The organism is Flavihumibacter stibioxidans, assembly GCF_014332695.1.
GTDB lineage: Bacteria > Bacteroidota > Bacteroidia > Chitinophagales > Chitinophagaceae > Flavihumibacter > Flavihumibacter stibioxidans.
In genome coordinates this window covers 168,162-190,061 of the sequence record NZ_MBUA01000030.1, presented here as the reverse complement: position 1 = coordinate 190,061, position 21,900 = coordinate 168,162, and the positions used below count along the sequence as shown (strand labels likewise).

The 21,900-nt window shown below is 44.7% G+C and carries 18 protein-coding genes and 1 CRISPR repeat array (1 of these 19 cut by a window edge); of the genes, 14 read left to right on the top strand and 4 right to left on the bottom strand.

The window, feature by feature from the left end:
- The gene (locus tag BC349_RS18890; RefSeq protein ID WP_187258356.1) at positions 1-1,020 is read right to left on the bottom strand and encodes a WD40/YVTN/BNR-like repeat-containing protein; all 1,020 of its coding nucleotides are present in this window, start codon (positions 1,018-1,020) and stop codon (positions 1-3) included.
- Positions 1,021-1,197: 177 nt separating this feature from the next.
- Here BC349_RS18890 and BC349_RS18885 point away from each other — a divergent pair, with 177 nt between their 5' ends.
- Positions 1,198-2,481: a hypothetical protein gene (locus tag BC349_RS18885; RefSeq protein ID WP_187258355.1), complete on the top strand. Its 1,284-nt coding sequence runs from the start codon at positions 1,198-1,200 to the stop codon at positions 2,479-2,481.
- On the opposite strand, the gene BC349_RS18880 is transcribed toward BC349_RS18885, so the two are convergent.
- On the bottom strand, positions 2,478-2,897 hold the full coding sequence (locus tag BC349_RS18880; RefSeq protein ID WP_187258354.1) for a styrene oxide isomerase: 420 nt from the start codon (positions 2,895-2,897) through the stop codon (positions 2,478-2,480). The genes BC349_RS18885 and BC349_RS18880 overlap by 4 nt on opposite strands.
- Before the next feature lie 16 nt (positions 2,898-2,913).
- Positions 2,914-4,215, bottom strand: a complete 1,302-nt coding sequence (locus BC349_RS18875; RefSeq protein ID WP_187258353.1) for a S41 family peptidase — start codon at positions 4,213-4,215, stop codon at positions 2,914-2,916.
- Between the two features lie 234 nt (positions 4,216-4,449).
- On the opposite strand from BC349_RS18875, the gene BC349_RS18870 reads away from it, so the two are divergent.
- Both BC349_RS18870 and BC349_RS18865 read left to right on the top strand, forming a co-directional pair.
- A complete protein-coding gene (locus BC349_RS18870; RefSeq protein WP_187258352.1) occupies positions 4,450-5,223 on the top strand; it encodes a hypothetical protein in 774 nt (257 codons plus the stop codon).
- A 23-nt stretch (positions 5,224-5,246) separates the two neighbouring features.
- Positions 5,247-6,146, top strand: coding sequence for a helix-turn-helix domain-containing protein (locus tag BC349_RS18865; RefSeq protein WP_187258351.1), 900 nt, complete (start codon positions 5,247-5,249; stop codon positions 6,144-6,146).
- Between the two features lie 76 nt (positions 6,147-6,222).
- On the opposite strand, the gene BC349_RS18860 is transcribed toward BC349_RS18865, so the two are convergent.
- The gene (locus BC349_RS18860; protein WP_187258350.1) at positions 6,223-9,264 is read right to left on the bottom strand and encodes a tetratricopeptide repeat protein; all 3,042 of its coding nucleotides are present in this window, start codon (positions 9,262-9,264) and stop codon (positions 6,223-6,225) included.
- A 260-nt stretch (positions 9,265-9,524) separates the two neighbouring features.
- Between BC349_RS18860 and BC349_RS18855 the strand changes: the two genes are divergently transcribed.
- The 11 genes from BC349_RS18855 (at position 9,525) to BC349_RS18805 (ending at position 20,546) form a co-directional block, all read left to right on the top strand.
- Entirely contained in the window at positions 9,525-9,686 is a 162-nt protein-coding gene (locus tag BC349_RS18855; protein WP_187258349.1) for a hypothetical protein, read from the top strand.
- A gap of 886 nt (positions 9,687-10,572) precedes the next feature.
- Positions 10,573-10,989, top strand: coding sequence for a DUF4143 domain-containing protein (locus tag BC349_RS18850; RefSeq protein ID WP_187258348.1), 417 nt, complete (start codon positions 10,573-10,575; stop codon positions 10,987-10,989).
- A 76-nt stretch (positions 10,990-11,065) separates the two neighbouring features.
- A complete protein-coding gene (locus tag BC349_RS18845; protein WP_187258347.1) occupies positions 11,066-13,822 on the top strand; it encodes a type I restriction endonuclease subunit R in 2,757 nt (918 codons plus the stop codon).
- Positions 13,823-13,854: 32 nt separating this feature from the next.
- Positions 13,855-14,970, top strand: coding sequence for a three-Cys-motif partner protein TcmP (gene tcmP / locus BC349_RS18840; RefSeq protein WP_187258346.1), 1,116 nt, complete (start codon positions 13,855-13,857; stop codon positions 14,968-14,970).
- A gap of 2 nt (positions 14,971-14,972) precedes the next feature.
- The gene (locus BC349_RS18835; protein WP_187258345.1) at positions 14,973-15,695 is read left to right on the top strand and encodes a DUF5131 family protein; all 723 of its coding nucleotides are present in this window, start codon (positions 14,973-14,975) and stop codon (positions 15,693-15,695) included.
- Positions 15,692-16,918, top strand: coding sequence for a restriction endonuclease subunit S (locus tag BC349_RS18830; protein ID WP_187258344.1), 1,227 nt, complete (start codon positions 15,692-15,694; stop codon positions 16,916-16,918). The genes BC349_RS18835 and BC349_RS18830 overlap by 4 nt, the downstream gene beginning before the upstream one ends.
- A 2-nt stretch (positions 16,919-16,920) precedes the next feature.
- Complete coding sequence (locus tag BC349_RS18825; protein WP_187258343.1) at positions 16,921-17,265, top strand: hypothetical protein; 345 nt, start codon at positions 16,921-16,923, stop codon at positions 17,263-17,265.
- Between the two features lies 1 nt (position 17,266).
- The gene (locus BC349_RS18820) at positions 17,267-18,751 is read left to right on the top strand and encodes a class I SAM-dependent DNA methyltransferase (protein WP_187258342.1); all 1,485 of its coding nucleotides are present in this window, start codon (positions 17,267-17,269) and stop codon (positions 18,749-18,751) included.
- A 2-nt stretch (positions 18,752-18,753) separates the two neighbouring features.
- A complete protein-coding gene (locus tag BC349_RS18815) occupies positions 18,754-19,503 on the top strand; it encodes an HIRAN domain-containing protein (RefSeq protein ID WP_187258341.1) in 750 nt (249 codons plus the stop codon).
- Positions 19,504-19,538: 35 nt separating this feature from the next.
- Positions 19,539-19,889: an ASCH domain-containing protein gene (locus tag BC349_RS18810; protein ID WP_187258340.1), complete on the top strand. Its 351-nt coding sequence runs from the start codon at positions 19,539-19,541 to the stop codon at positions 19,887-19,889.
- Positions 19,890-20,069: 180 nt separating this feature from the next.
- On the top strand, positions 20,070-20,546 hold the full coding sequence (locus BC349_RS18805; RefSeq protein WP_187258339.1) for a hypothetical protein: 477 nt from the start codon (positions 20,070-20,072) through the stop codon (positions 20,544-20,546).
- Positions 20,547-21,429: 883 nt separating this feature from the next.
- Positions 21,430-21,900: a CRISPR direct-repeat array (repeat unit 47 nt; unit sequence GTTGTGATTTGCTTTCAAATTATGTGGTAGCTTCGGTTACAGACAAC); it runs 3,804 nt beyond the window's last position.

The following is a 21,900-nucleotide window of genomic DNA, read 5'->3' as shown; positions in this document are numbered from 1 at the left end:
CTATTTTTTAAATCGCAACACAAATCCATTAACCGTGCAGGCCCAGCCATGGTTGGCATCCGTGAAATCGATTTCGACGATCCCATCATTGTTGAGTGAAACAACCTTGGTCCAGGATACGCCTCCATTGGTGGTTTTGAAAATTCGGTTGGAGTAGCAGGCATAGCCATTGTTTGCATCCAGGAAATGAATATCATTAAACCTTTGAGATTCTGGTTCCTGCAGTTGGCTGATTTCTGTAAAATTTATCCCGCCATCTGTTGATTTGAGTATAACGGCATTGGCTAGCCCCGCAAAGATCAGGTTGTTGCCCGGCGAAGAAAAACTGTTGACCGGACCATTGTTGTAGGCGGGCTTGTTAGATGGATTCCAGCTCGAAGTATTTCCCTGGCTTTTAAAGATGCTGCCACCGACACCCAGTAAGCCGTTATTCTCATCCTGGAAGTATAGGGCAAACTCCTGGGAGTCGTAATTTATATTGATGCCGGTTACATTAATTTTTGAATAACTTGTTCCGCTGTCTTTTGTGACATATAAACCCGAGGAGAAAATCGTAAATCCTGTCTGTTCATCAAGGAAATACAGGTCGCCATAACTGCTGGCAAATTGCGATGAATTAAATCGGTAATATTCGCCTGTCTCCCGTCGATACCGGTAGGCCCCGCCGTTGTTAATATTCAGGCCATGCAGTGTGCCATTTGGGGTCAGAAAAAGATTTGAGGAAGAAGATGGATTATTCAGTCGCGTCCAGCTTGCGCCTCCATCCGTTGTTTGATAGAAAAATGTGCCGCCGCAGTACCCGATTTGGGAGTCCTGAAATATAATGTCAAAAAGTGCCGTATCAGAGATCTTTGTTTTGCTCCATCCGGCGGACAGCGTGTCTTGTCCCGGCGTGTTGGGGGCTTGCGGGTTTTCAGGTGTTTCTTCCGGTCTTTCACTTTCGGGACTATCATTGTCTTTTCCGCAGGAGACCAGCAAGGTTAACATGACAATTGCCAGCAAGGGCAGGGATTTTATCATATGGAAGTTTATCTCTTAATACCCTTCCAAAATAATAAAAGATTTACAACTGCACAATCTGAAACATTCGCCGTTCCTCCGCCACATATTCACCTTATCATCGTTTTGTAAAGTTCAGGTTCCATTAACTTTTCCTTATTAGTATATCCGGTCAGTTTTGCCGCAAATTATTCTTAGATGAACACATGTTATTACGCATTAAACCGAATCCTTACTGTTCTTTTTTTATCTGTTCTTTTTCTTTCCTCCTGCAAAAAAGATGATAGTGGTATCCCTTCCGGAAATGAAACGGGAGTGATTACAGCGCCTGGTGTGCCACAGGGCACTGCCACCACAAAATTGATTGATGCAAATGGTGGTGTTATTCAAACTCCGGATGGCAACATCAAAATTGAAATTCCTGCCGGTGCACTGGAGGCAGGTGCCAACATCAGCATCCAGCCGATTAGCAATACCAATACAGCCGGAAGAGGCCAGGCTTACCGCCTGTCCCCACACGATGTGTCATTTAAAAAACCTGTGACGATCAGTTTTGCCTATGGTGATATTGCAATCAACACTGCACCCGAGGCGCTGGGTATTTCCTACCAGCACCAGAATGGTATCTGGATGGCGCTGGGAGGGGTGCAACTGGATAAAACCGCCAAAGCGATCAAGGTGACTACCACGCATTTCAGCGACTGGAGTTTTTTTGAAGTCCTAAGTTTAACACCGCAGGAAAGCAGTATCGCCCCGAATGGGACGGTGGACCTGAAACTGGTGCGTCACCTGCCACTGGCCGATCTGCTTGCTCCGCTTGTTCCCGGAAAAGAATTGGAAATTGTTACAGAGCAGCCAATGGAGAAAGAATACCTGAAAGAATGGCATCTTGAGGGTGATGGCCAGTTGTTGCCGCTCGGGTCTTTTGCCACCTATAAAGCGCCGGCCCAGGCTCCTGCCATAAACCCCGTTACTGTTTGGGTGGAACTGAATCTGCCGCAAAACGGACAGTTCATTTTACTGGCTGCCATCAACATCCAGGAAGAGGGTATTGTTTTCCGGATCAACGGCGGTCCCTGGATCAGGACCGATGGCGGTATGGCACAGTATTTCCCGGGATCAGGATCAACTGATGTGACGGGCAATGTAAGGGAGAATGGTGTGTTTAAAGGCGCGATCGAAATATCCTGGAAAGGATCTAAGGGTGATGCCCCTAAGACTTATGACTGGAGCAGGATGGGTAATGTGAACTTCCTGTACCGGGTGCCGGGTACACCCCTGAATACTTTGTATTATGAACATTATAGCATCGGCAATAGCTGGCAAAACAGTCCGGGCAAATTAACGATTACCGGATACGGTGATGTACAGCAAATTGTTTCAGGCTCCTTCCTGCTGGAAAAGTCCGGGGTCTTTGGCGATGGTTTCCAGACGGTAAAAGTTGAAGGTTCTTTCCGGGTTAAAAGGGTAAGTGATAATTAACGCCTGTACAAGCCCTTTAGTACGAGGATACACACGGCGATCATAGCCAGTGCCAGGGAAACAAGCAGAAAGCTGATGGCGGCCTCCAATTGGAGGCCGCCATCTTTTCCCCCGGCAAGCGGCATCATCTTTCCTGCGCCTGTAATGGCGGCTAGAAAGACGGCAATGAAGTTGGCGAATGTTCCGTATAAAGCCAGGGCGTAAGTGGTTTTCAACGCTTTTTGTGATAAGGACAACCGGTTCCAGATCAGGCCCAGGACGACCAGGAATAAACCGTTCATAACGCCCTCCAGATGGGTGGATAGTCCCATGCGAGGATTTGCCAAAACCGGGATCAAAAAACCAACGATCAATCCGGCAAGAAATAACAGCACGCCAAAGAAAATTAGTTTGTCCGGGGTTTTGTCTGATTGCATGGTATTGTTGGTTGGGTTATTTAGCCTTTAAATATTCAAGGGCTTTATTTAATTCAACATCTTCTCCTTTTACAAAACTGTCAGCGCTTTCCGGAACAAAAATATTGGGTTGTATTCCCACACCTACAAATTCTTTTCCATCAGGGTAAGTGTCTTTCTTAATGCAGACCCTGAAGGTTCCGCCTCCTGGTAGTTTGATAAACAAAGGCTGGCCGGTGCTTCCTCCTGAAGGCTGGCCGATTATTACTCCTCTTTTCATGGCGTCAAACAGTACGGTAAAATCTTCGGCGGCAGAATAGGTTTGTTTACCTATTAAAACCACAACCGGTTTTTCATATATGGTCCGGTCAGTAAATGGCTTGTGTATGTCCGGCCCGAATTGGAGATAAGTAGCATTCTGCACACCCCATGACCTGAAGGATGGATTGTATTGGCGATAGGTGTTATAGGTGCCGGTGAATGCGTTTTTGGTCAGGTGTTTTAAAATATGCAGTCCCTGCGACCCATCGCCACCGCCGTTTTCCCTCAGATCAATTATCAATCCTTTTGTGGTAAGAATGGATGTGTACAGGCTGTCGAAAATTTTATAGAAGTCCTGGTTGTCAAAACTGTTGATGCTTAATATTCCAGTTCCTTCTGCCGTTTGCCGGTATGCTACTGCAGGGTTTTTCTTCCTGGTTAATTTCCTGGAGACAAGATATTCCCCGGTCTTGCCTGACTTGTTCATAATGGTGAGTTTGATGGGCTCATCAACCGGACCGTTCAGCAGGTAGGTGCTGTACACCATCATGTGTTGCCCCTGTGGGGTGGATGTCCCTTCATACGGTGATACATAAGTGTTGGCGTAATCAAACACATCCTTGTCGTTTATCTTAAGGATCTGCATTCCTTTCTCCAGTCCCTGTGTCGCAAGGGTGTCATTTAAGAGTCCGGTGATGAACACTTTGCCATCGATCAGGCTGGTTTTTAAAGGGGCGTATTGTGCCAGGGAATTATAGTAGGACATGGGGTACCATACACCGGTGTGACCATCATGTAATTGGGCGGCAAAATTCCTTAAGACATTATAGTATTCAAGATCTCCTGCAGCACTGATCACTTTTGGAATGGTTGCGCGGTACAGGCTGTCCCAGTCGATGGACAGCTTATCGAAATAAACGAAATTGTATTTCGCCTCCGACCAGATCTGGCTGAGCCCGTAAAGCCGGTCCTGTTGCGACACCTGGTTGGTATTTCCCTTATCCGGAATGGTTTGACCCTGGGATGGCAGGCTGGTACCAACCATAAGCAGGACTGCTAATTGTTTGAGTATTTTCATAAAGATGGTCTTTGAACGATTAGGTGTTTTTTGCAAAACTAAACAGACCGCGTGTCGCATGATTGCCGTTGATACAATATATGGCAAAAATCATTTAATGGAAACCCCTGACGCCGGAACGCAGGGTATGGTTTTAATTGTTTGAAAATCGTAATGATTACTTTGAATAACATAATGAAACCAACGGCCAACAGTTATTTCTTTGCATATTGAAAAAATGTAATAGGAAGAAGGATGAAAAAAATCTGGATTATAGGATTGATGATGGGTTTATCCCGCCTTTCTTTTTCCCAGCAAGCGGACAGCAGCAAGTTGGTGAGTGATTTTTCCGGCTCGGTGGCAGTTACCCATAACGGTATGTCGCTTATCCCCAGTTTCTCGCTCGGCAAACCTGCTGCCCTGGTCAGCCTCTCGGCCGGCAGGGGCCGGTTGAGTTTTGAACCGGAACTGCGTTTTGCCCTGGAAGGAAAACCCTGGAGTTTTGTGTTCTGGTGGCGGTATAAACTGGTGCGGACCAATAAATGGAAGGTAACCCTCGGCGCTCATCCGGCCTTGAATTTCAAGGCAACGCACCTGCCTGTGAACGGAGGAGATACCATCCCGGTGCTGCTTACCCGTCGCTTCCTCGCCGGCGAGTTCGCCCCTTCCTACCGGCTATCGGAAAAAGTGAGCCTGGGTATGTATTATCTCTACGCCCGCGGTTTGGACAAAGATGTTTCCAAAAACAATTATTTCATTACTGTCAACAGCAGTATTTCTCATATCCGCCTGCCTTTTCGGGTATATGCAGGATTTACGCCCCAGGTGTATTATTTAAAACAGGATCGGCATGATGGCATTTTTGCCAGCGCTACCCTGAACCTGGAGCGACCCGGTTTTCCGCTTTCCATTCAGGCCATTGGCAACAAACTAATCAGGGCTGATATTCCCGGAGCCAAAGATTTTATCTGGAATACCAGCCTGGTATATTCCTTTCATAAAAAGTTTCACCGTCTCCAAAAATCCTGATCTAAATGGCTAATTTGTGGAATATGACGAGGGTCGAAACGATTGAAGAATTTTACCAGAGAAAATTCGGTTGGATGCCTGATGCCATTCGAAATGAGATCGGCCATTTCAATGTTTTCAAACTGGATCCTTATGTGGGAACCAATGCCCAGCCGGTGCCTTACAAGCGAAGGGATTTTTATAAAATCATGCTGGTGAAAGGCAATAGCAGGGTGCATTATGCAGACCGGATTATTTCGGTTAAAAAACAGGCGCTGAGTTTTTCCAATCCGCAGATCCCATATAAGTGGGAGTGTACTGAAAATATCACCAGCGGCGTTTTCTGCATCTTCGACCGTCATTTTTTTCATCATTTTGGCAAACTCTCTCAATACGCGGTATTCCAGCCAGGCGGCAGACATATGTTTGAGCTGACTGATGACCAGTTTGACCAGCTTGAACAGGTATATCAGCGAATGTTTACGGAAATAGAATCGGGTTATATTCATAAATACGATGTACTGCGTAATATGGTATTTGAGTTGCTGCATTTTGCCATGAAGCTGGATGCCGGCGCCACGCTGGAAAAGCAGACCATCAACGCGGCCGAGCGGATTGCCACCCTTTTTCTCGAATTGCTGGAACGCCAGTTTCCCATCGATGAGAACCATCGCGAACTGGAATTTCGGACTGCATCCGATTTCGCCGGACAACTGAATATTCATGTGAACCACCTGAACCGGGCAGTAAAAGAGAGCTCCGGTAAAACCACTACCCAGGTGATTGCTGAAAGAGTGGTGCAGGAAGCAAAAATTCTGCTGAAACACAGTTCCTGGAATGTAACAGAAATTTCAGATGCCCTGGGTTTTACGGAAGTAACCCACTTCAATAATTTTTTCAAGAAGCATACCCAGCTAAGTCCGCTGAAATTCAGGAATATTTGAACCGGTGTATCGCCTGCTTTACCCCGGCGGCGCGGGACCGGCGCAGTTCTGTGTATGAACAATGAGCTTATTACATTTACTTCCCCGTGGTAATCAGCCCATTGATGCTGTCCGCTATGCCATTAGCAGCATCCGAACCGGTTACATCAACGCCGGAATTCACGCCTAATTTTCCGTTCACCTTAATGTCACCCCTGTCGGTCAAAGGGCCTTCCAGACTGGCTTCCCCGCGAACGCCGGCATCGGCTATGGTGCCATCCCTGTTGAATTCAATGAAGCCCTGGAATTTTCCCCCAACGCCCGATCCGGTCAGGTCTATGAATTGTGGAATGGCCTCTCCAATAAGATCATCCCTGTCAAAATCAAGGCTGGCACCCACACCAAATGCCAGGGTGGATTTTTTATTGACAAAGTCTTTTTCCATTCCCAGCACTAAACCTGCTGCTTCTATTTCAAACTCGAGTTTGCTGCAGTCGCCGGTCACCTTCACTACTTTAATTTTAAATTTAAAACTGATCGGGCAATAGGGTTGAAAAGCAAGGGTGTCTTTGGTGATGGCTTTATTTCGCGGTCCCTCACCGCAGGGGTAAATGAATTTGGAGGGAAGATATATTGGTTGTACAGCTTTTAAAGCCATCTCATAATATTTCCCTTCGCGCAACGCCACGGGTTCCGGCAGATACTGGCTCCAGAACATCATTTCAATAGCCAGGGAACGCATGGGCTCACTAAATCGGTTATTGAAATCATCGTGAAGGGCCGCCATTTGTTGCAGGTATGTATTGGACGCACTGTTCCACTCCTGGCAACGCGCCTCTGTTTGCAGACCTTTGCCCTCACCCTCCAGTTTGGCATATTTCTCAGTGATGGATTCGTAGGCTTTTTCCAGTTGCTGTTCCAGTGCTTCCTCTTCTTTTTTGTAGCGGGTGGACAAATATTGATTCGCTTCAGCAGAGAGCTCGCTGAACTGCTTCAGGAATTTTGTATATAGTTTGGATGCCTTGCCCGACATAATTCCACGGTAAGGCGTAACAGCACCGGCAATGCCATTCTTCTTTTCCATTTCCTGCGCATACTGCTCAGCGTTCAATGCGGCTTCCTCCATTCCGGCTTCGATGCCTGCCGTCATTTTTTCCGTTGCTGCCTCCCAGGCCTTCCATTGACTTTCCAGTTCACCGGCACTGGCTACGTTGGTACATTGTGCCGGCGGGCGAAGCTGTAGCGGATTGATATAGGCCACCTCCACCGGACGGCGAAGATTCAAATAGTTGCCCCAGTCTATTTTAATCCGTTTTTTTCCGGCCAACTCTTCAGTCTCCTTGTTGTAGGCACCTTTCAGACTCTTGTGGATTAGAGCTACAGCCTCCTGGTTCTTTCCTTCTTTTTCTGCAATGGCAGCCCTGGTATAATTTGCCTGGGGATGATGACCCATATACCGCAAACAGCTATCCAGCGCTGTTTTGCTGCGGGTCAATTCACCCAGTTGAAACCATGCCTGTCCCAGGTTGTTGAGTACGGTGGTGTTTTTAGGGTGCTTCATTTGCAGGTATCGCAGGATAGGCAGGGCCCTCGGTGCTGCGCCGCTGGTGGTTAGTACTCCCGCCAGGTTGTTCAGGATATAATCACTCTGAGGATCAAATGCTGCGGCCTGGGCCAGGCACCAGAGTCCCTCCGTTGTATTGCCCTTATAGAACAGCATCACGCCCAGATCTGCCAGGTCGATGGGTTTGCTGTTGACGCCGGATAGGATTTTTTCGGTTGCGGATAACTGTTCTGCTTTCAACTGCTGCCGGATGTCGAACAATAATTTCTTCAGGATCTCCTGGCGATTGTTATTGGTCATGGTTATCTGCATAGCTGCAGCCCTGATGGCGGGGGGAATCGTTGGCAGCCTGACTACATTGGTGATTTGCGCCAGTGGGGTTGGCATAAATTTCTTATCCGGAACATTTTTGTAGATATCATAAGGTGTGACTTGACGCTTTGCGCCGGAAGCGGAGGCGGTGGTGATGATGATATTGCTATTGGTGTTGGGGGGCGTTGGTTTGGTGTTCGCTGGTTTGGACGGATTTCCTTTGGTAAATGCATTGGGATTGCCCAGCAGGGTTTTGAGATTATTTATATCTATTGCTTCCACCAGTTGAAACATGGTGTTCATCTGCTGTTCATTCTTTTCATTGACACTGAAGGTAAGGGTGATCAACTGTGGCGTATGCAGCGGTAAAGAGGCATTGAAATAATTTTCTCTGTTCTTCACCACCCACCTCGCATTTGGGTCGGTTGTTTCCGGGAATCCGGCGATCACATCTCCGTTGGAGGCAAACAGTTGAAGGATCTCAGCGTGGCTGGTGGCCGGTTCGTTCAGTACTCTTTCGGTCGCATTGTGGACAAATTCTTCAATGCGTTCCAGCTTTTCTTTGTGGGATTTTTTTTCGTACTCAAATTTGACATATTTGAGTTTCTTTTGATGGTAGTCTTTCAGTTTTGCGCAGAGTTCTTTTTTAGTAAGATAGGTAAACGGGAGCTCGTCCCGGTAACTGATGATCCATTTGTATTCAGTGAGTCCAACCCCAAATCCACCGGTAAAATTCCTCTTCAGCAGCCAGACGGATCGGTCATTTACAGGTTTACTGTCAATGGCGCCGAGTACATCTGTTTCCGGGTCTTCCTCCTCTTCATTTGTGCGCACAAAGAAGCTGGCGTTAGTGGTAACGGGCATATTGTTAAATCCGATCCTCAACCAGAAGGGTGTTTCATGCGCCTCTTTGAGTACACCATCGCTGCAGTAGATGGGAAGAATAGCCATACCGGCTTCGTAACTATCTGTTTTCCGGCCTTTGACCAGGTCCGGGTTGGGATAACCATGCACTCCTGAATAACTGATATTAAAGCCCCGGAGCTGATGGTTGCTTTGCATTTGCCGGATGATGGCCTGGATGATTTCTCTTTGGCGGCTGAGACTGGCGGGCGATACACCCCTGGAGCTTCCCTGCATACCCTGTTTCCATTTGCCGGGATGGTTGGCGACAATGGCAGGATCGCAGTCCTGTGCCTGGATGGGGGACTGGCAGAGTAGGAATAATATCCAGCTATAGAATATGTTACGGATTGATCTCATGACGCCATTTTGTGTAAAATTGTGATATCCGTTTCTATTTACCTATCCCCTAAAACGGGGATAGGGGCGTTGGATTTTCGCAAAACCTGTTACTGGCTCAATGACTTGAGGGAACACAGTTACAAAAAAGAAAGCTCCGGCGAGTAATTTAAGAGTTGCTGGTAAAGCAACCTTAACACCGGCTAAAGCTTTCAGGTGCAAAATCAGATAGTTTCCGGTTTGTATTGGAATGGTTACTCAACTTTTAAAAATCAATTGGCATGAATAAAGTCACCCTGTTTCACCTGGAGTATGAAGGCATGACCATTGATATGAGTCTGTATTTTATAGAGAATGGAAGCCTGTTCTTTGATGGATATGACAGCGGCAAGCGGGTGGAGGAATTGACAGGAGACAGTATACTGATTTCGGCAGGTTTTTAGAAGACAATCAGATTGATTATGATGGGTTTACTTGGAGTTGATATTTAAGTCCATGGCATTATTATATGGCTGCAAAGAGTGGCACCATCTGGATTTATTTGCCGATTTAAAAAATCTGCAAAGCGGCCATTCGTCGAAAGTTCCGTCTTTTTTATCGAAAGAGTTATGACCGAAAAAGAAATCTTTTAAACTTTGTATCCGCAACAACGAAAAGACCAGATTCTATGAATAAATAAGTGTATGAAATCCATGGAATCCATATCAATGAAAACCGAAGTTTGAAACAGTGTATATCCAAATCCTTTAAATTACCTGTAAACGAAACCCAATCCTTGAGAAGTATAATCAAATCCTATGGAAAGACATTTAAATCCTTTTGCAGCGTTGAGAAACATTAAGTCCGTGCTCCCTAATCTGTAGCCACAGATTAATTGGTTAGGATAAGCCTCAAAATGACAATCTCTATGAAACCGTAAGGTTGATGTTCGTCCGGAAAAAAATTAAGAGGGTGTATCATTTTTTGATACACTTTTTTTTGTGTTTAGTAAGTCCTGTCCGCGATGCGGGAGTGCAAGTTAAAATTCAATTTAATATTTCACATACCCACATTTCGTGCAATCAGCTCTGGCAGGGCAACTGTAAGGCAGTAGTGTCGGTGTTTACCTGTAAAAGTAAAAGTGTTATTTGGGAAAAATAAAGACATGAATTCTATTCGCTGGAATTGGGGGTATCTTGGAAACGCTTCCGCGATTCATAACACCGCACCTGTTGGCGGCGCTCAGGGTTAGTCCGGTGTTTTTTTTAAATGATACCAGGCAACCCGGGGCAGGGGAGATGGGTTAAATAGGTTGCTGAATCTTGAATTTGCCAAATTATCCTGAAATTGATGTTCCTGAATTTTGATGTGGCTCCCTGGTTTCGGAATATCGGTAAGCGGTTGGTCAAATCGCCCAAGGGCTATTTGCTGGATAGTCTTTTATTATGCCATATGCTTGATTTGAATCTGGAAGATTTGCAGGTAAAGCGTCCGGAACTATTCGGTCACTTGCGGGTGAATTTTGTGGCTACGGAATTAATGAAACTGCTCAGTTTTTCTGAAAAAAAAGCCGGCCTCTATCATTTTTGTACCAGTGACGGGAAAGAAGTTGATTTTATGCTGGAAAAACCTGATGGTTCGCTGATTGCGATTGAAGTGAAAAAGCAGAAACGGTATCTTTCAGGGATTTCAAAGGATTTCAGGCCTTTGCCGGACTCAATGAAAAAGACTTTATGGGCGGTTCCCTTTTATGTGTTGTGGCAGTAGTGAAATGGTGCTTTGATTTTTCCTGTTTTAAAAATATATTTGTCTATACTGCCTATTTTTCATTTTTAACCTTTCCATGAATCAGAACCCGGAACAGATAGCCCGCGATGCCATTGATTTAGCCCTTACGCAATGCGGCTGGGTCGTTCAGAATAAAAGCCAGATCAATCTGGGCGCTGCCCCCGGTGTGGCGGTCAGGGAATGGCAAACTGATGTCGGTCCGGCTGATTATGTACTCTTCGTGGATAGGAAACCGGTAGGACTGATCGAAGCGAAAAGGGAAGAAGAGGCAGTTCGGTTGACCATGCACGAGGAACAGTCCAATGAATACAGGGTCAGCAAACTCAAACACCTTCAAAACGATCCCCTTTTATTTGTGTATGAAAGTACCGGATATGTAAGCCGTTTCACCGATTATGGCGATCCGCGCCCCCGATCCCGGCCTGTTTTTTCCTTTCACCGGCCTGAAAACTTTCGAGAAAGGCTCCGGCTGAAACGCTCCCTGCGCGACCGCCTGCAGGATCTTCCCAAACTGGATACTGACGGGCTGCGGGATTGCCAGATTAATGCCATCACCAACCTGGAGGTTTCTTTCAAATCCGCCCGACCCCGTGCCCTGGTACAGATGGCTACGGGATCCGGCAAGACTTTCACCGCCATCACCTGTATCTATCGCCTGCTTAAATTCAGCAAGGCCAAACGCATTCTTTTCCTGGTGGATACCAAAAACCTGGGCGAACAGGCCGAGCAGGAATTTATGAGCTTCATGCCCAATGACGACAACCGGAAATTCACCGAACTCTATAATGTCCAGCGACTCAAAAGCAGCTACGTAGCGCCGGACAGCCAGGTTTGTATCAGCACCATCCAGCGTTTGTATTCCCTGCTGAAGGGTACCGAGTTGCCGGAATCTGCTGAGACGGAAAACCCCAACGAAAGCAGTTTTGTAGCCAGGGAACCGGTGGGGGTAGTGTACAATGAAAGACTACCAATCGACTTTTTTGATTTCATCGTGATTGATGAATGCCACCGCAGTATTTATAATATCTGGAAACAGGTGGTGGAATATTTCGATGCTTTCCAGGTGGGACTGACGGCTACTCCCGACAACCGCACTTTCGGTTATTTCAACCAGAACGTGGTGAGCGAATATGGTTATGAAGAAGCCGTGCTGGATGGGGTACTGGTGCCGTATAACGTGTACCTGATCGAAACGGAGATATCCCGCAGGGGCTCTTCCATCTGGAAAGGCGAGTATGTGGACAAGCGGGAAAAACTTAGCCGGAGAAAACGCTGGGAACAGTTGGATGAAGACATTACCTACAGCGCAAAACAACTGGACGATGACGTAGTGAATCCAAGCCAGATCCGTACCATCATCCGGGCATTCAGGGAGCATTGGAGGGAAATGTTTCCCCAGCGTGATGAATTGCCCAAGACCCTGATTTTTGCGAAAACAGATAGTCACGCCGATGATATCATCAATACCGTGCGCGAAGAGTTTGAAGAGGGCAATGAGTTTTGCAAAAAAATCACCTACGGTGCAGATGATCCCAAGGGAACACTGGCACAGTTCAGAAATAATTTTCATCCGCGTATAGCCGTCACAGTGGACATGATTGCAGTTGGTACAGATGTGAAACCGCTGGAGATCGTCTTCTTCCTGCGTGATGTAAAAAGCCGCAGTTATTTCGAACAGATGAAGGGCAGGGGTACCCGAACGGTTTCCCTGGATGAACTGCGTTCCGTTACCCCGAGTGCCACTTATGCCAAGGACCATTTTGTGATCATTGATGCGGTAGGGGTAAGCAAGAGTGTGAAAACCGACAGCCGTCCCCTGGAACGCAAACCATCCGTTCCCTTAAAAGACCTGCTGCAGGCAGTGGCCGTGGGGGCAAAGGATGAAGATATCTACACTTCGCTGGCAAACCGGTTGCTGCGGTTGAACAAACAGATGACGGAAAAGGAACACCAGCAACTGGAATCCCGTACGGGCGGGTTATCACTCCAGTCCATTGCCCGCAACCTGTTGGATGCCTATGATCCGGATACCTTGCAGGAGATCCGGGAAAAAGTGGAAGAGCGGATGGGGGGCGCCGGGCCGGAACAAATTGAGATTGCATTTCGGGAAGCGCACGACCAGCTATTGGATGCGGCGGGTTCGGTGTTCAATGGCGAGTTGAACCTGTATATCGACAATGTGCGGAAGGTGCATGAGCAGATTATTGATGTGGTGAACATCGACCAGGTAACACATATTGGGTGGGACAAGGATCAGAAGGAAAAAGCGGAAGAGCTGATCCTGGATTTTAAATCCTGGCTGGAAGCGCACAAGGATGAGATCACCGCACTGCAAATCTTCTATAACCAACCCTATCGTCGCCGCGAACTGACCTATGCGCTGATCCGCGACCTGGCGGAGCAGTTGAAATCCGAGAAACCCCTGCTGGCGCCATTACGGGTTTGGGAGGCATTTGAGCAGTTGCATGGTGCACAGGGCAGCGTGAAGAATGATTTGATTGCCCTGGTGTCGCTGGTGCGTCATTTCTCCGGGCTGGATCCGGTGTTGACGATATTTGACAAAACGGTGGACAGCAATTTCAAGACCTGGGTATTTAAGCAGAATGCCGGCCGGCACAATCGATTCACCGAAGAGCAGATGCATTGGCTGCGCATGATCAAGGACCATGTGGCCACCAGTTTCCACATTGAAAGAGACGATTTTGATTACAGTCCCTTTAACGCCCAGGGTGGATTGGGAAAAATGTGGCAGTTGTTCGGGGAGGATACGGACGGGATAATAGGGGAGTTGAATGAAATTCTGGTAGCTTGATATTCTTGTTTTTTTGCAATAAACCTTTTTCTATGCCATATAAAGATTTACATTCTGAACCATTCGATGAAACAACTAAAACAAAATTGGAGATATTCGAAGATTATGCAGAGGCGTGGCTTCCTACATTTATAACTCAGAAAGTAATTCCAAAAATTCAAATATTTGATTTTTTCTCAGGCCCGGGTTATGATCAAATTGAAGTGCCAGGATCTCCAATAAGGTTACTAAATAAAATAAACACCTATCTAGGATTGTTTTTTAAAACCGATACTAAAATTGAATTATACTTTAATGAGTTTGAACCTAATAAGTATAAACAACAGAAATTTGAATTATTAAAACAAAACGTAGAGGAGTATCTCAATTTAAATCCAAAGCTTAGGCATTTTGTTTCAATTCAATATTTTAATGAAGATGCAGATACGTTGTTTTTTAAACTATTGCCAAATATAAAGAGTTCGCCTTCCTTGGTCTATTTAGATCAAAACGGTGTTAAGTTTATATCTCAACAGTTCCTAAATGAACTGGAAAAGTTAAAGGCTGTAGATTTCATTTATTTCGTTTCATCGTCCTATTTTTGGCGATTAGGAAGTGCTGAAGAGTTTAAAAGAGTGCTTAACATAGATATGGATGATTTAAAGCAAAACAAGTATCAGAATGTTCATAGGTTTATACTTAATGAAGTGAAACGAAGATTGCCAGAAAGTACAAACCTGCAATTGTTTCCATTTTCTTTGCGCAAAGGCGCTAATATATACGGTATAATTTTTGGTGCGAAACACTATCGAGCAGTAGATAAATTTTTGGATATTGCATGGAGGAGAAATGCTACCAATGGAGAGGCGAATTTTGATATTGATGAAGATGCAAAAAAGGTGCAGGGAGATTTGTTTGGTGGCAGGCAAATGACTAAGGTCGAAAAGTTTAAAGAGGAATTAGAGGTTTTAATTCTATCAGGTCATTTGATTAACAATATGCAAGTGCTAATTTATACATATGAATCCGGCCATATTCCCGGTCACTCAACCACAGTATTGAAAAAGCTAAAAAAGGAAGAGAAAATTGATTATAGTGGACTAACTCCTGGAATTAGTTATGAAAATGTATTCAAGAAAAAAATTGTTGTTAACTATACAATTAAATAATTATGTCTGCTTCAAGTATTGAATGGACGGAGTTGACCTGGAATCCGGTGACCGGTTGTACCAAGATTTCTGCCGGTTGCAAGCATTGTTATGCCGAAGTGATGGCAAAGCGCCTTCAGGCAATGGGGGTCGAAAAGTATAAAGATGCTTTTAAACTGGCAATACATGAAGATGCATTAATGCTTCCTTACACCTGGAAAAAGCAGAAAGTGGTGTTTGTGAATTCCATGAGTGATTTGTTTCATAAGGATGTACCGCTGGATTTTATAAAGAAGGTCTTCAAGGTAATGAATGAGAACCCGCAACATACGTTCCAGATACTAACCAAGCGGGCGGACAGGCTGTTAAAACTGGACAAGGAACTGACCTGGTCACATAATATCTGGATGGGTGTTTCGGTGGAAAATGATAAGGTAAAAGACCGCATTGAATATCTACGAAAGACGCATGCCAGGACAAAGTTTTTGTCCTGCGAACCCCTGATTGGACCATTGCAGAATATGGATCTTCGGGGCATCGACTGGGTGATTGTAGGAGGAGAAAGTGGCAGGAAAGCCCGACCGATGGATGAAGACTGGGTGCTGGACATTATGGATCAATGTAAAAATGCAAATGTTGCCTTCTTTTTTAAACAATGGGGCGGAACCAATAAAAAGAAAACCGGCAGGATGTTAAATGGCAGGACTTATGACGAAATGCCGGAGTATAATATAGCGGAATTATGATTTCTGATTTGAGCAAAAAATGGAAAACAGTTTTATTAACTGAAGCAGTGGATATTTTAGACAATCTTAGAAAACCCATTAATTCTAGGGAACGTCAGAAAAGAATTAATGGGAAGGCCAAAAGTGATTTATATCCATATTATGGGGCGACAGGGCAAGTTGGCTTGATTGATGGTTATTTAACAGAGGGAGAATATGTTTTAATTGGGGAAGACGGTGCTCCTTTTTTAGATCGTTCAAAACCTAAGGCATATAAAATAGTTGGTAGGACTTGGGTTAATAACCATGCTCATATTCTTAAAGGTAAAATTGGTGTTTCGCTAAATGACTTTATTTTGTATTACTTAAACTCGATTGATTATAAGTTTTATGTAAATGGTACTACAAGATTAAAACTTACAAAGGGAAGTCTTTCAGCAATACCAATACCATTACCTGTCCTTTCGATTCAAAAGGTCATCGTCTCCAAAATCGAAGAACTTTTCAGTGAACTCGACAAATCCATTGAGCAACTGAAAACCGCACAGCAGCAATTAAAAACCTACCGGCAGGCGGTATTGAAATGGGCTTTTGAAGGCCGGTTGACCAATGAGCATGTAAAGGAGGGAGAATTGCCGGAGGGGTGGCGAATTGTCAATTTGAATAAAATTGGACATTGGACTGGTGGTGGCACCCCTTCAAAACGAATGCAAGAATATTGGTTAAATGGCAATATTCTTTGGGTCACTCCGAAGGATATGAAATATAAAAAAATTCTCGATTCAGGAGATAAAATCACTAAAGGATCAATAGGACAATCATCTGCAAAGATGATAAAGGAAGGGTCAATTCTTTTTGTTGTTAGAAGTGGAATCCTAAGACGGGTTTTGCCAATTGCTATAGCTGGTAATGATTTAACCACTAACCAGGATTTACAATCTCTTACATTAAATGAAGGGTTTTCTTCTGAATATGTTTATTGGTATTGTGTTTCTAAGGAATCTGTTATTCGTGATAGTTTTTCGAAAGATGGAACAACTGTTGACAGTATTGATGTTCCGAAATTGAAAAGCTTTGAAATTAAGGTCCCTATGGAGCCTGAGCAACACCAAATCGTCGCCGAAATCGAATCCCGCCTCTCTGTAGCCGATAATCTGGAGGCAACCATCAAAACCAGTCTGCAGCAGGCAGAATCCCTCCGGCAATCCATTCTCAAACAAGCCTTCGAAGGCAAATTAATTTAACCATGATGGATGAAAATTTTGGCAACCTCAACCGATCCGCTATTGTACTGGCATACAAACAGCCATTTGCCGACTGGTTGAATTCCCAAGAAAAAGACTTTACTTTTAACCTGGCCGATCACGAATCCGATATTTACCTGCTGCCTGATTTTGAAACCCCGGAAGAAATGGAAAAGCGGCTGAATAAAAACTTTGACCTACTGTTTACGCCGAAACTCTTCGGATGGTACATGGATGAATCAATGTGGCCGCAAAACAGAACATTCAATATGTTCCAGAACTGGTTCCACTATACCCTCCACACAATGATATTCGATACCCAAAAAGCCCCGATCCAAAAATTCTGACATGAGCAACAACAACTCCGCCATCGTTTCCAAAGTCTGGTCCTTCTGTAATACCCTGCGCGACGATGGGGTTGGCTATGGCGATTACCTGGAACAACTCACCTACCTGCTCTTCCTGAAAATGGTAGACGAGTATAGCAGGCCGCCCCATTCGCGGAAAATGCCCATCCCCGCTAAATACAATTGGGAAAGTCTTACCAGCCTGAAGGGCGCTGAACTGGAATCACATTATACCATCCTGCTGCGTGAACTCGGGCAACAAAAGGGTATCCTGGGACAAATCTTCACCAAGAGCCAGAATAAGATCCAGGACCCGGCCAAGCTGAGTAAGATTATCGCCATGATAGACGCGGAACAATGGCTGATGATGGGGGTTAAAGACAAGGGCGATATTTACGAGGGTCTTCTTGAAAAAAACGCAGAAGATACCAAGAGCGGCGCGGGACAGTATTTCACTCCCCGGCCCCTGATTCATGCCATGGTGAAATGTGTACAGCCCGAACCCATGAAAACCATCGCGGATCCCGCCTGCGGCACTGGTGGATTTTTCTTGGCCGCTTATGATTACCTGGTAGATACTTATAAACTCGATAAGGAGCAAAACAAATTCCTGAAATACCAGACCTTTTTTGGGAATGAAATTGTGGCCAGTACCCGTCGCCTGGCACTGATGAATCTCTTCCTGCATAATATCGGTGATATCGACAGTGATAATTTCATCTCGCCCGCAGATGCCCTCATAGCCCCTGCGCCCGGTCGTTATGACTATGTGCTGGCCAATCCCCCGTTCGGAAAAAAGAGCTCCCAGACTTTCACCAATGAAGAAGGGGAGCAGGAGAAGGAAGAACTCACTTATAACCGCCAGGATTTCTGGGCTACTACCAGTAACAAACAGTTGAATTTTGTACAGCATATTCGCAGCATGCTCAAAATCACCGGAATGGCGGCTGTGGTACTGCCGGATAATGTGTTGTTTGAAGGCGGCGCCGGCGAAACAGTCCGCAAACGTTTAATGGAAACCACCGACCTGCACACCATCCTGCGACTGCCCACCGGTATATTTTATGCCCATGGCGTAAAGGCCAATGTGCTGTTCTTTGATAACAAACCGGCTTCCAGGAATCCCTGGACCAAAGAGGTTTGGTTCTATGATTATCGAACCAATATCCATCATACGCTAAAAAAGAATCCGCTCAAACTGGAGGACCTGCAGGATTTTATCGATTGTTATAAAGCCGGCAAACGAAATAAGCGCAAAGAAACCTGGGCTGAATCCAACCCGGATGGCCGTTGGCGGAAATTCACTTATGAAGAGATTCTTGAAAGAGATAAAACGTCTCTTGACATCACCTGGATAAAGGATAAGTCCCTCGCTGATCTGGACAATCTTCCCGATCCGGATGAATTGGCGGGTGATATTATTGAAAATCTTGAATCAGCCCTTGCCGGTTTCAGGGAAATTATGGTCTCACTCGGAAAAAAATAAGCATGGACAGGTCCTCTTTCCTTAAAAAGCTCATCGGTTCCATGACCATCGGTAAATTACCGGTGTCCATCACCAAAGATTTTCGGAAGATCTATCTGCTTCAATGTTTTGTAGCGGGATTCCGGCATTATGAAGGCATGAAACTCCTGGATGCAATGAAAACCGGTGATTTATTGGAGCTCGTGCGGGAACCGGAAAATGAATATGACCCATGTGCCATCGCCTTGCATTGGCAGGGGAAGAAAATAGGCTTTGTTCCTGCCGATACTAACGAGATGTTGAGTTATTTGCTGGATACAGATGCCCTCAGCCTATTTGCGGTGATCACTCACCTCGAAAAGAAGTCCCAGCCCTGGGAGAATGTGGCCGTGGCCATCTATTTTGTGCAGGAAGTGAATAAAGACCTGCCGGCTCATGCCGGTCATCTCACCAGGATAGAAGCACCGCATTATAGGACCCTTGGCAACAGGAAGAAAGAAAAGCCGGCACAACTGGTTCAGCCTACTTATGATGATTTGTTTGACAATACAAATCGGGTCATCAACCTGGATGCCATTCCGGATCACCTGTCAGAAGCCAAAGCCTACTACGAAGAATACTATTCCGCTTACCCGGTCGCCATCAACAAACCCGGACGTTATGTTCAGGTTAGTAACGATGGCATATATGCGTATATGTATGAGGTTGGCGAGGCCATTGAATGGGTGAAGGGTGAAAAGGGTGAGGAGTATATGGAGTTTTTCCTTGTGTAGAATCTGAAGATTGCCATTACCATAAACATAATCGATTGAAAACATTACAATTGATCATAAAAGAGAAATTTCTTGCTGAGATTGTAAGTGGTACGAAACTGATAGAAACGCGGGATATTCGACCCAAAAATGCTAGTCGCTATATTGTTGATATTGAATTGCCTGATGGGGAGAAGGATATAGCGCCGAAGCAATATGATGCTATACAGTTTTATGCCGGTTATAATGTCAATAGAAAAAAAGCGCTGGTAGAAGTGCTGGGTGCTGAAATTTTGATCGTTGCGGATGAAAATGGTCAGGATATAGAATTAGAAGAAGACGGGGAGATATATCTGGCCGCCATTGTTGAATACCGGCTGGGAAAGGTATTGGAACACAATTATTAAAATGAAAGCTTAGGAGGGTAATTAAGTATTGCGGGCAAGGCAATCTTAACACCTGAAGAAGTATTCAGTGCATAATTATATGGTTTCTGGTTTTTAATGATAAAATACTGGAAATGTAGTTGAATAAATATGCTTCTAAAAAGTGGTAGTTGTCATCAAATCACATAATTGTTTCAGTTTATGAAAAGATTTTCATTTGTAATAATTATTGTTTTCCTGAAAACCGTAACAGGATACGCGCAAGATAACTATTCGATATATACAGACAAGGATCGTGAAACAGTTATTAACGCATTAGTAGTTGAGTTTTTTAAATCCGGAATTGGAATTGATAGGGTTGATAGGGATAATGGTTTGATCATTTCAACCAGTCAAAATTTTTTCAGGTCCTGGAAATATTATGATGATAAGAAAAAACAGGATACTGTTCACGCTATTCTTCTTAAAAGAAAGTTTGGTTTACAACCATTAACAATAACTGGACGCCTTCAAGCTATCGTCATCCGGGAGAATGGAAAGACTTTGGTATCTGTTAAGGTTGTTGATGTAGAGGCGATGTCGGATAAATCAATGGATGCCGATTGGCGTTTTATGGAAGCTGCATCGTCAGGAAATTTAGAGCGATTTCTTCTTTCAAATCTTAGAAATAAATTATAAGTCCTTCAAATCCATTGCGCCACTTTGCGAACAATTTGTTTTAACCCGCGCCGACCTACATTTAATGCAAACATTTACTGATTTGCAATAATTGGACAATGTCCGGATTGTTGGTGTGTGATTAACATCCATTCTTAGATCATAATGGAAATGTTTTAATTAGTGATGCGCCACCGGCGGATTCGCCTGAGCTGAAATCGCTGATTATAGGTGCCATCAAAATATATAGAAGACAAAGGATTTAAAAAAATGTAAATCTGGTTACAGACAGCTTCAGTTTGGCAATATGTTTAGCAGACTTTGTTGTGATTTGCTTTCAGGCATACCTTTTTTTTGTGCTATTGTTCAATCAGCAACGTGCGGTGAATTGCTCTCGCGATATTGGAGGTGATCATGTTCAGAAGTGCAGGTCAATATTCCAAATTCGTGAGAGGAGAAGTTTTATAAAAAAGAAGCCCCGCCATTTCTGGCGGGGGGCACAGTGTCCCCGGAAGGACTCTGTATTGTAAATATACTCATGTTATGGATAATCGCAAAATTGTTTAGCCGATTAATGAAATTGAATGTCGCGTAATGGGCGCAATTGTCCCCCTTCCGGTCCTTGCTGACGATGATGTGATGAATTTAAGCCTGGAAAATTTCCGCAGGCGGGTATGGTAGGAATATACGGTTAAGCCTTGATAGTAACGAAAATATTCCGCCAAATGGGGGTCTAAAAAAGCGGAGGGCCACCCTCATCGACATAGACTGGTTATGGCATTCCATTCGGGTGATTAGATGCAATTAGGCCGCAGTTGTTGTGGGGACAGTTGTGCCTTATGAAAAGGCTCTTAATGATGGGTCCAAGTTGGAGGAAATTTAATATGTCAAGGGACATTCCCGCGTTGTGATTTGCTTTCAAATTATGTGGTAGCTTCGGTTACAGACAACTAGAACGTGCATCAATATTAGGCGGTTAAAGTTGTGATTTGCTTTCAAATTATGTGGTAGCTTCGGTTACAGACAACCAAAGAGCGCAGATGTGGCCACTGGTGTCAGTTGTGATTTGCTTTCAAATTATGTGGTAGCTTCGGTTACAGACAACACTTTACCAGTTGCTCGCTCCACGTCACTGTTGTGATTTGCTTTCAAATTATGTGGTAGCTTCGGTTACAGACAACATATTCTTTGCACCAACGCTCTTCGCAATGGTTGTGATTTGCTTTCAAATTATGTGGTAGCTTCGGTTACAGACAACGAATGGCTGCGTACCATGATCAAGCCAATTGTTGTGATTTGCTTTCAAATTATGTGGTAGCTTCGGTTACAGACAACCAAAGTGTCCCGCAATAAATAGAGTAAGCGGTTGTGATTT

Bases quoted from the DNA above. Each gene is read 5' to 3' on its own strand.
- BC349_RS18860 (WP_187258350.1), bottom strand. From the start codon at position 9,264: ATGAGATCAATCCGTAACATATTCTATAGCTGGATATTATTCCTACTC.
- tcmP (WP_187258346.1), top strand. From the start codon at position 13,855: ATGCCATATAAAGATTTACATTCTGAACCATTCGATGAAACAACTAAA.
- BC349_RS18805 (WP_187258339.1), top strand. From the start codon at position 20,070: ATGAAAAGATTTTCATTTGTAATAATTATTGTTTTCCTGAAAACCGTA.
- BC349_RS18825 (WP_187258343.1), top strand. From the start codon at position 16,921: ATGATGGATGAAAATTTTGGCAACCTCAACCGATCCGCTATTGTACTG.
- BC349_RS18820 (WP_187258342.1), top strand. From the start codon at position 17,267: ATGAGCAACAACAACTCCGCCATCGTTTCCAAAGTCTGGTCCTTCTGT.
- BC349_RS18845 (WP_187258347.1), top strand. From the start codon at position 11,066: ATGAATCAGAACCCGGAACAGATAGCCCGCGATGCCATTGATTTAGCC.
- BC349_RS18885 (WP_187258355.1), top strand. From the start codon at position 1,198: ATGAACACATGTTATTACGCATTAAACCGAATCCTTACTGTTCTTTTT.
- BC349_RS18815 (WP_187258341.1), top strand. From the start codon at position 18,754: ATGGACAGGTCCTCTTTCCTTAAAAAGCTCATCGGTTCCATGACCATC.
- BC349_RS18835 (WP_187258345.1), top strand. From the start codon at position 14,973: ATGTCTGCTTCAAGTATTGAATGGACGGAGTTGACCTGGAATCCGGTG.
- BC349_RS18880 (WP_187258354.1), bottom strand. From the start codon at position 2,897: ATGCAATCAGACAAAACCCCGGACAAACTAATTTTCTTTGGCGTGCTG.
- BC349_RS18865 (WP_187258351.1), top strand. From the start codon at position 5,247: ATGACGAGGGTCGAAACGATTGAAGAATTTTACCAGAGAAAATTCGGT.
- BC349_RS18830 (WP_187258344.1), top strand. From the start codon at position 15,692: ATGATTTCTGATTTGAGCAAAAAATGGAAAACAGTTTTATTAACTGAA.
- BC349_RS18875 (WP_187258353.1), bottom strand. From the start codon at position 4,215: ATGAAAATACTCAAACAATTAGCAGTCCTGCTTATGGTTGGTACCAGC.
- BC349_RS18850 (WP_187258348.1), top strand. From the start codon at position 10,573: ATGTTCCTGAATTTTGATGTGGCTCCCTGGTTTCGGAATATCGGTAAG.
- BC349_RS18855 (WP_187258349.1), top strand. From the start codon at position 9,525: ATGAATAAAGTCACCCTGTTTCACCTGGAGTATGAAGGCATGACCATT.
- BC349_RS18890 (WP_187258356.1), bottom strand. From the start codon at position 1,020: ATGATAAAATCCCTGCCCTTGCTGGCAATTGTCATGTTAACCTTGCTG.
- BC349_RS18870 (WP_187258352.1), top strand. From the start codon at position 4,450: ATGAAAAAAATCTGGATTATAGGATTGATGATGGGTTTATCCCGCCTT.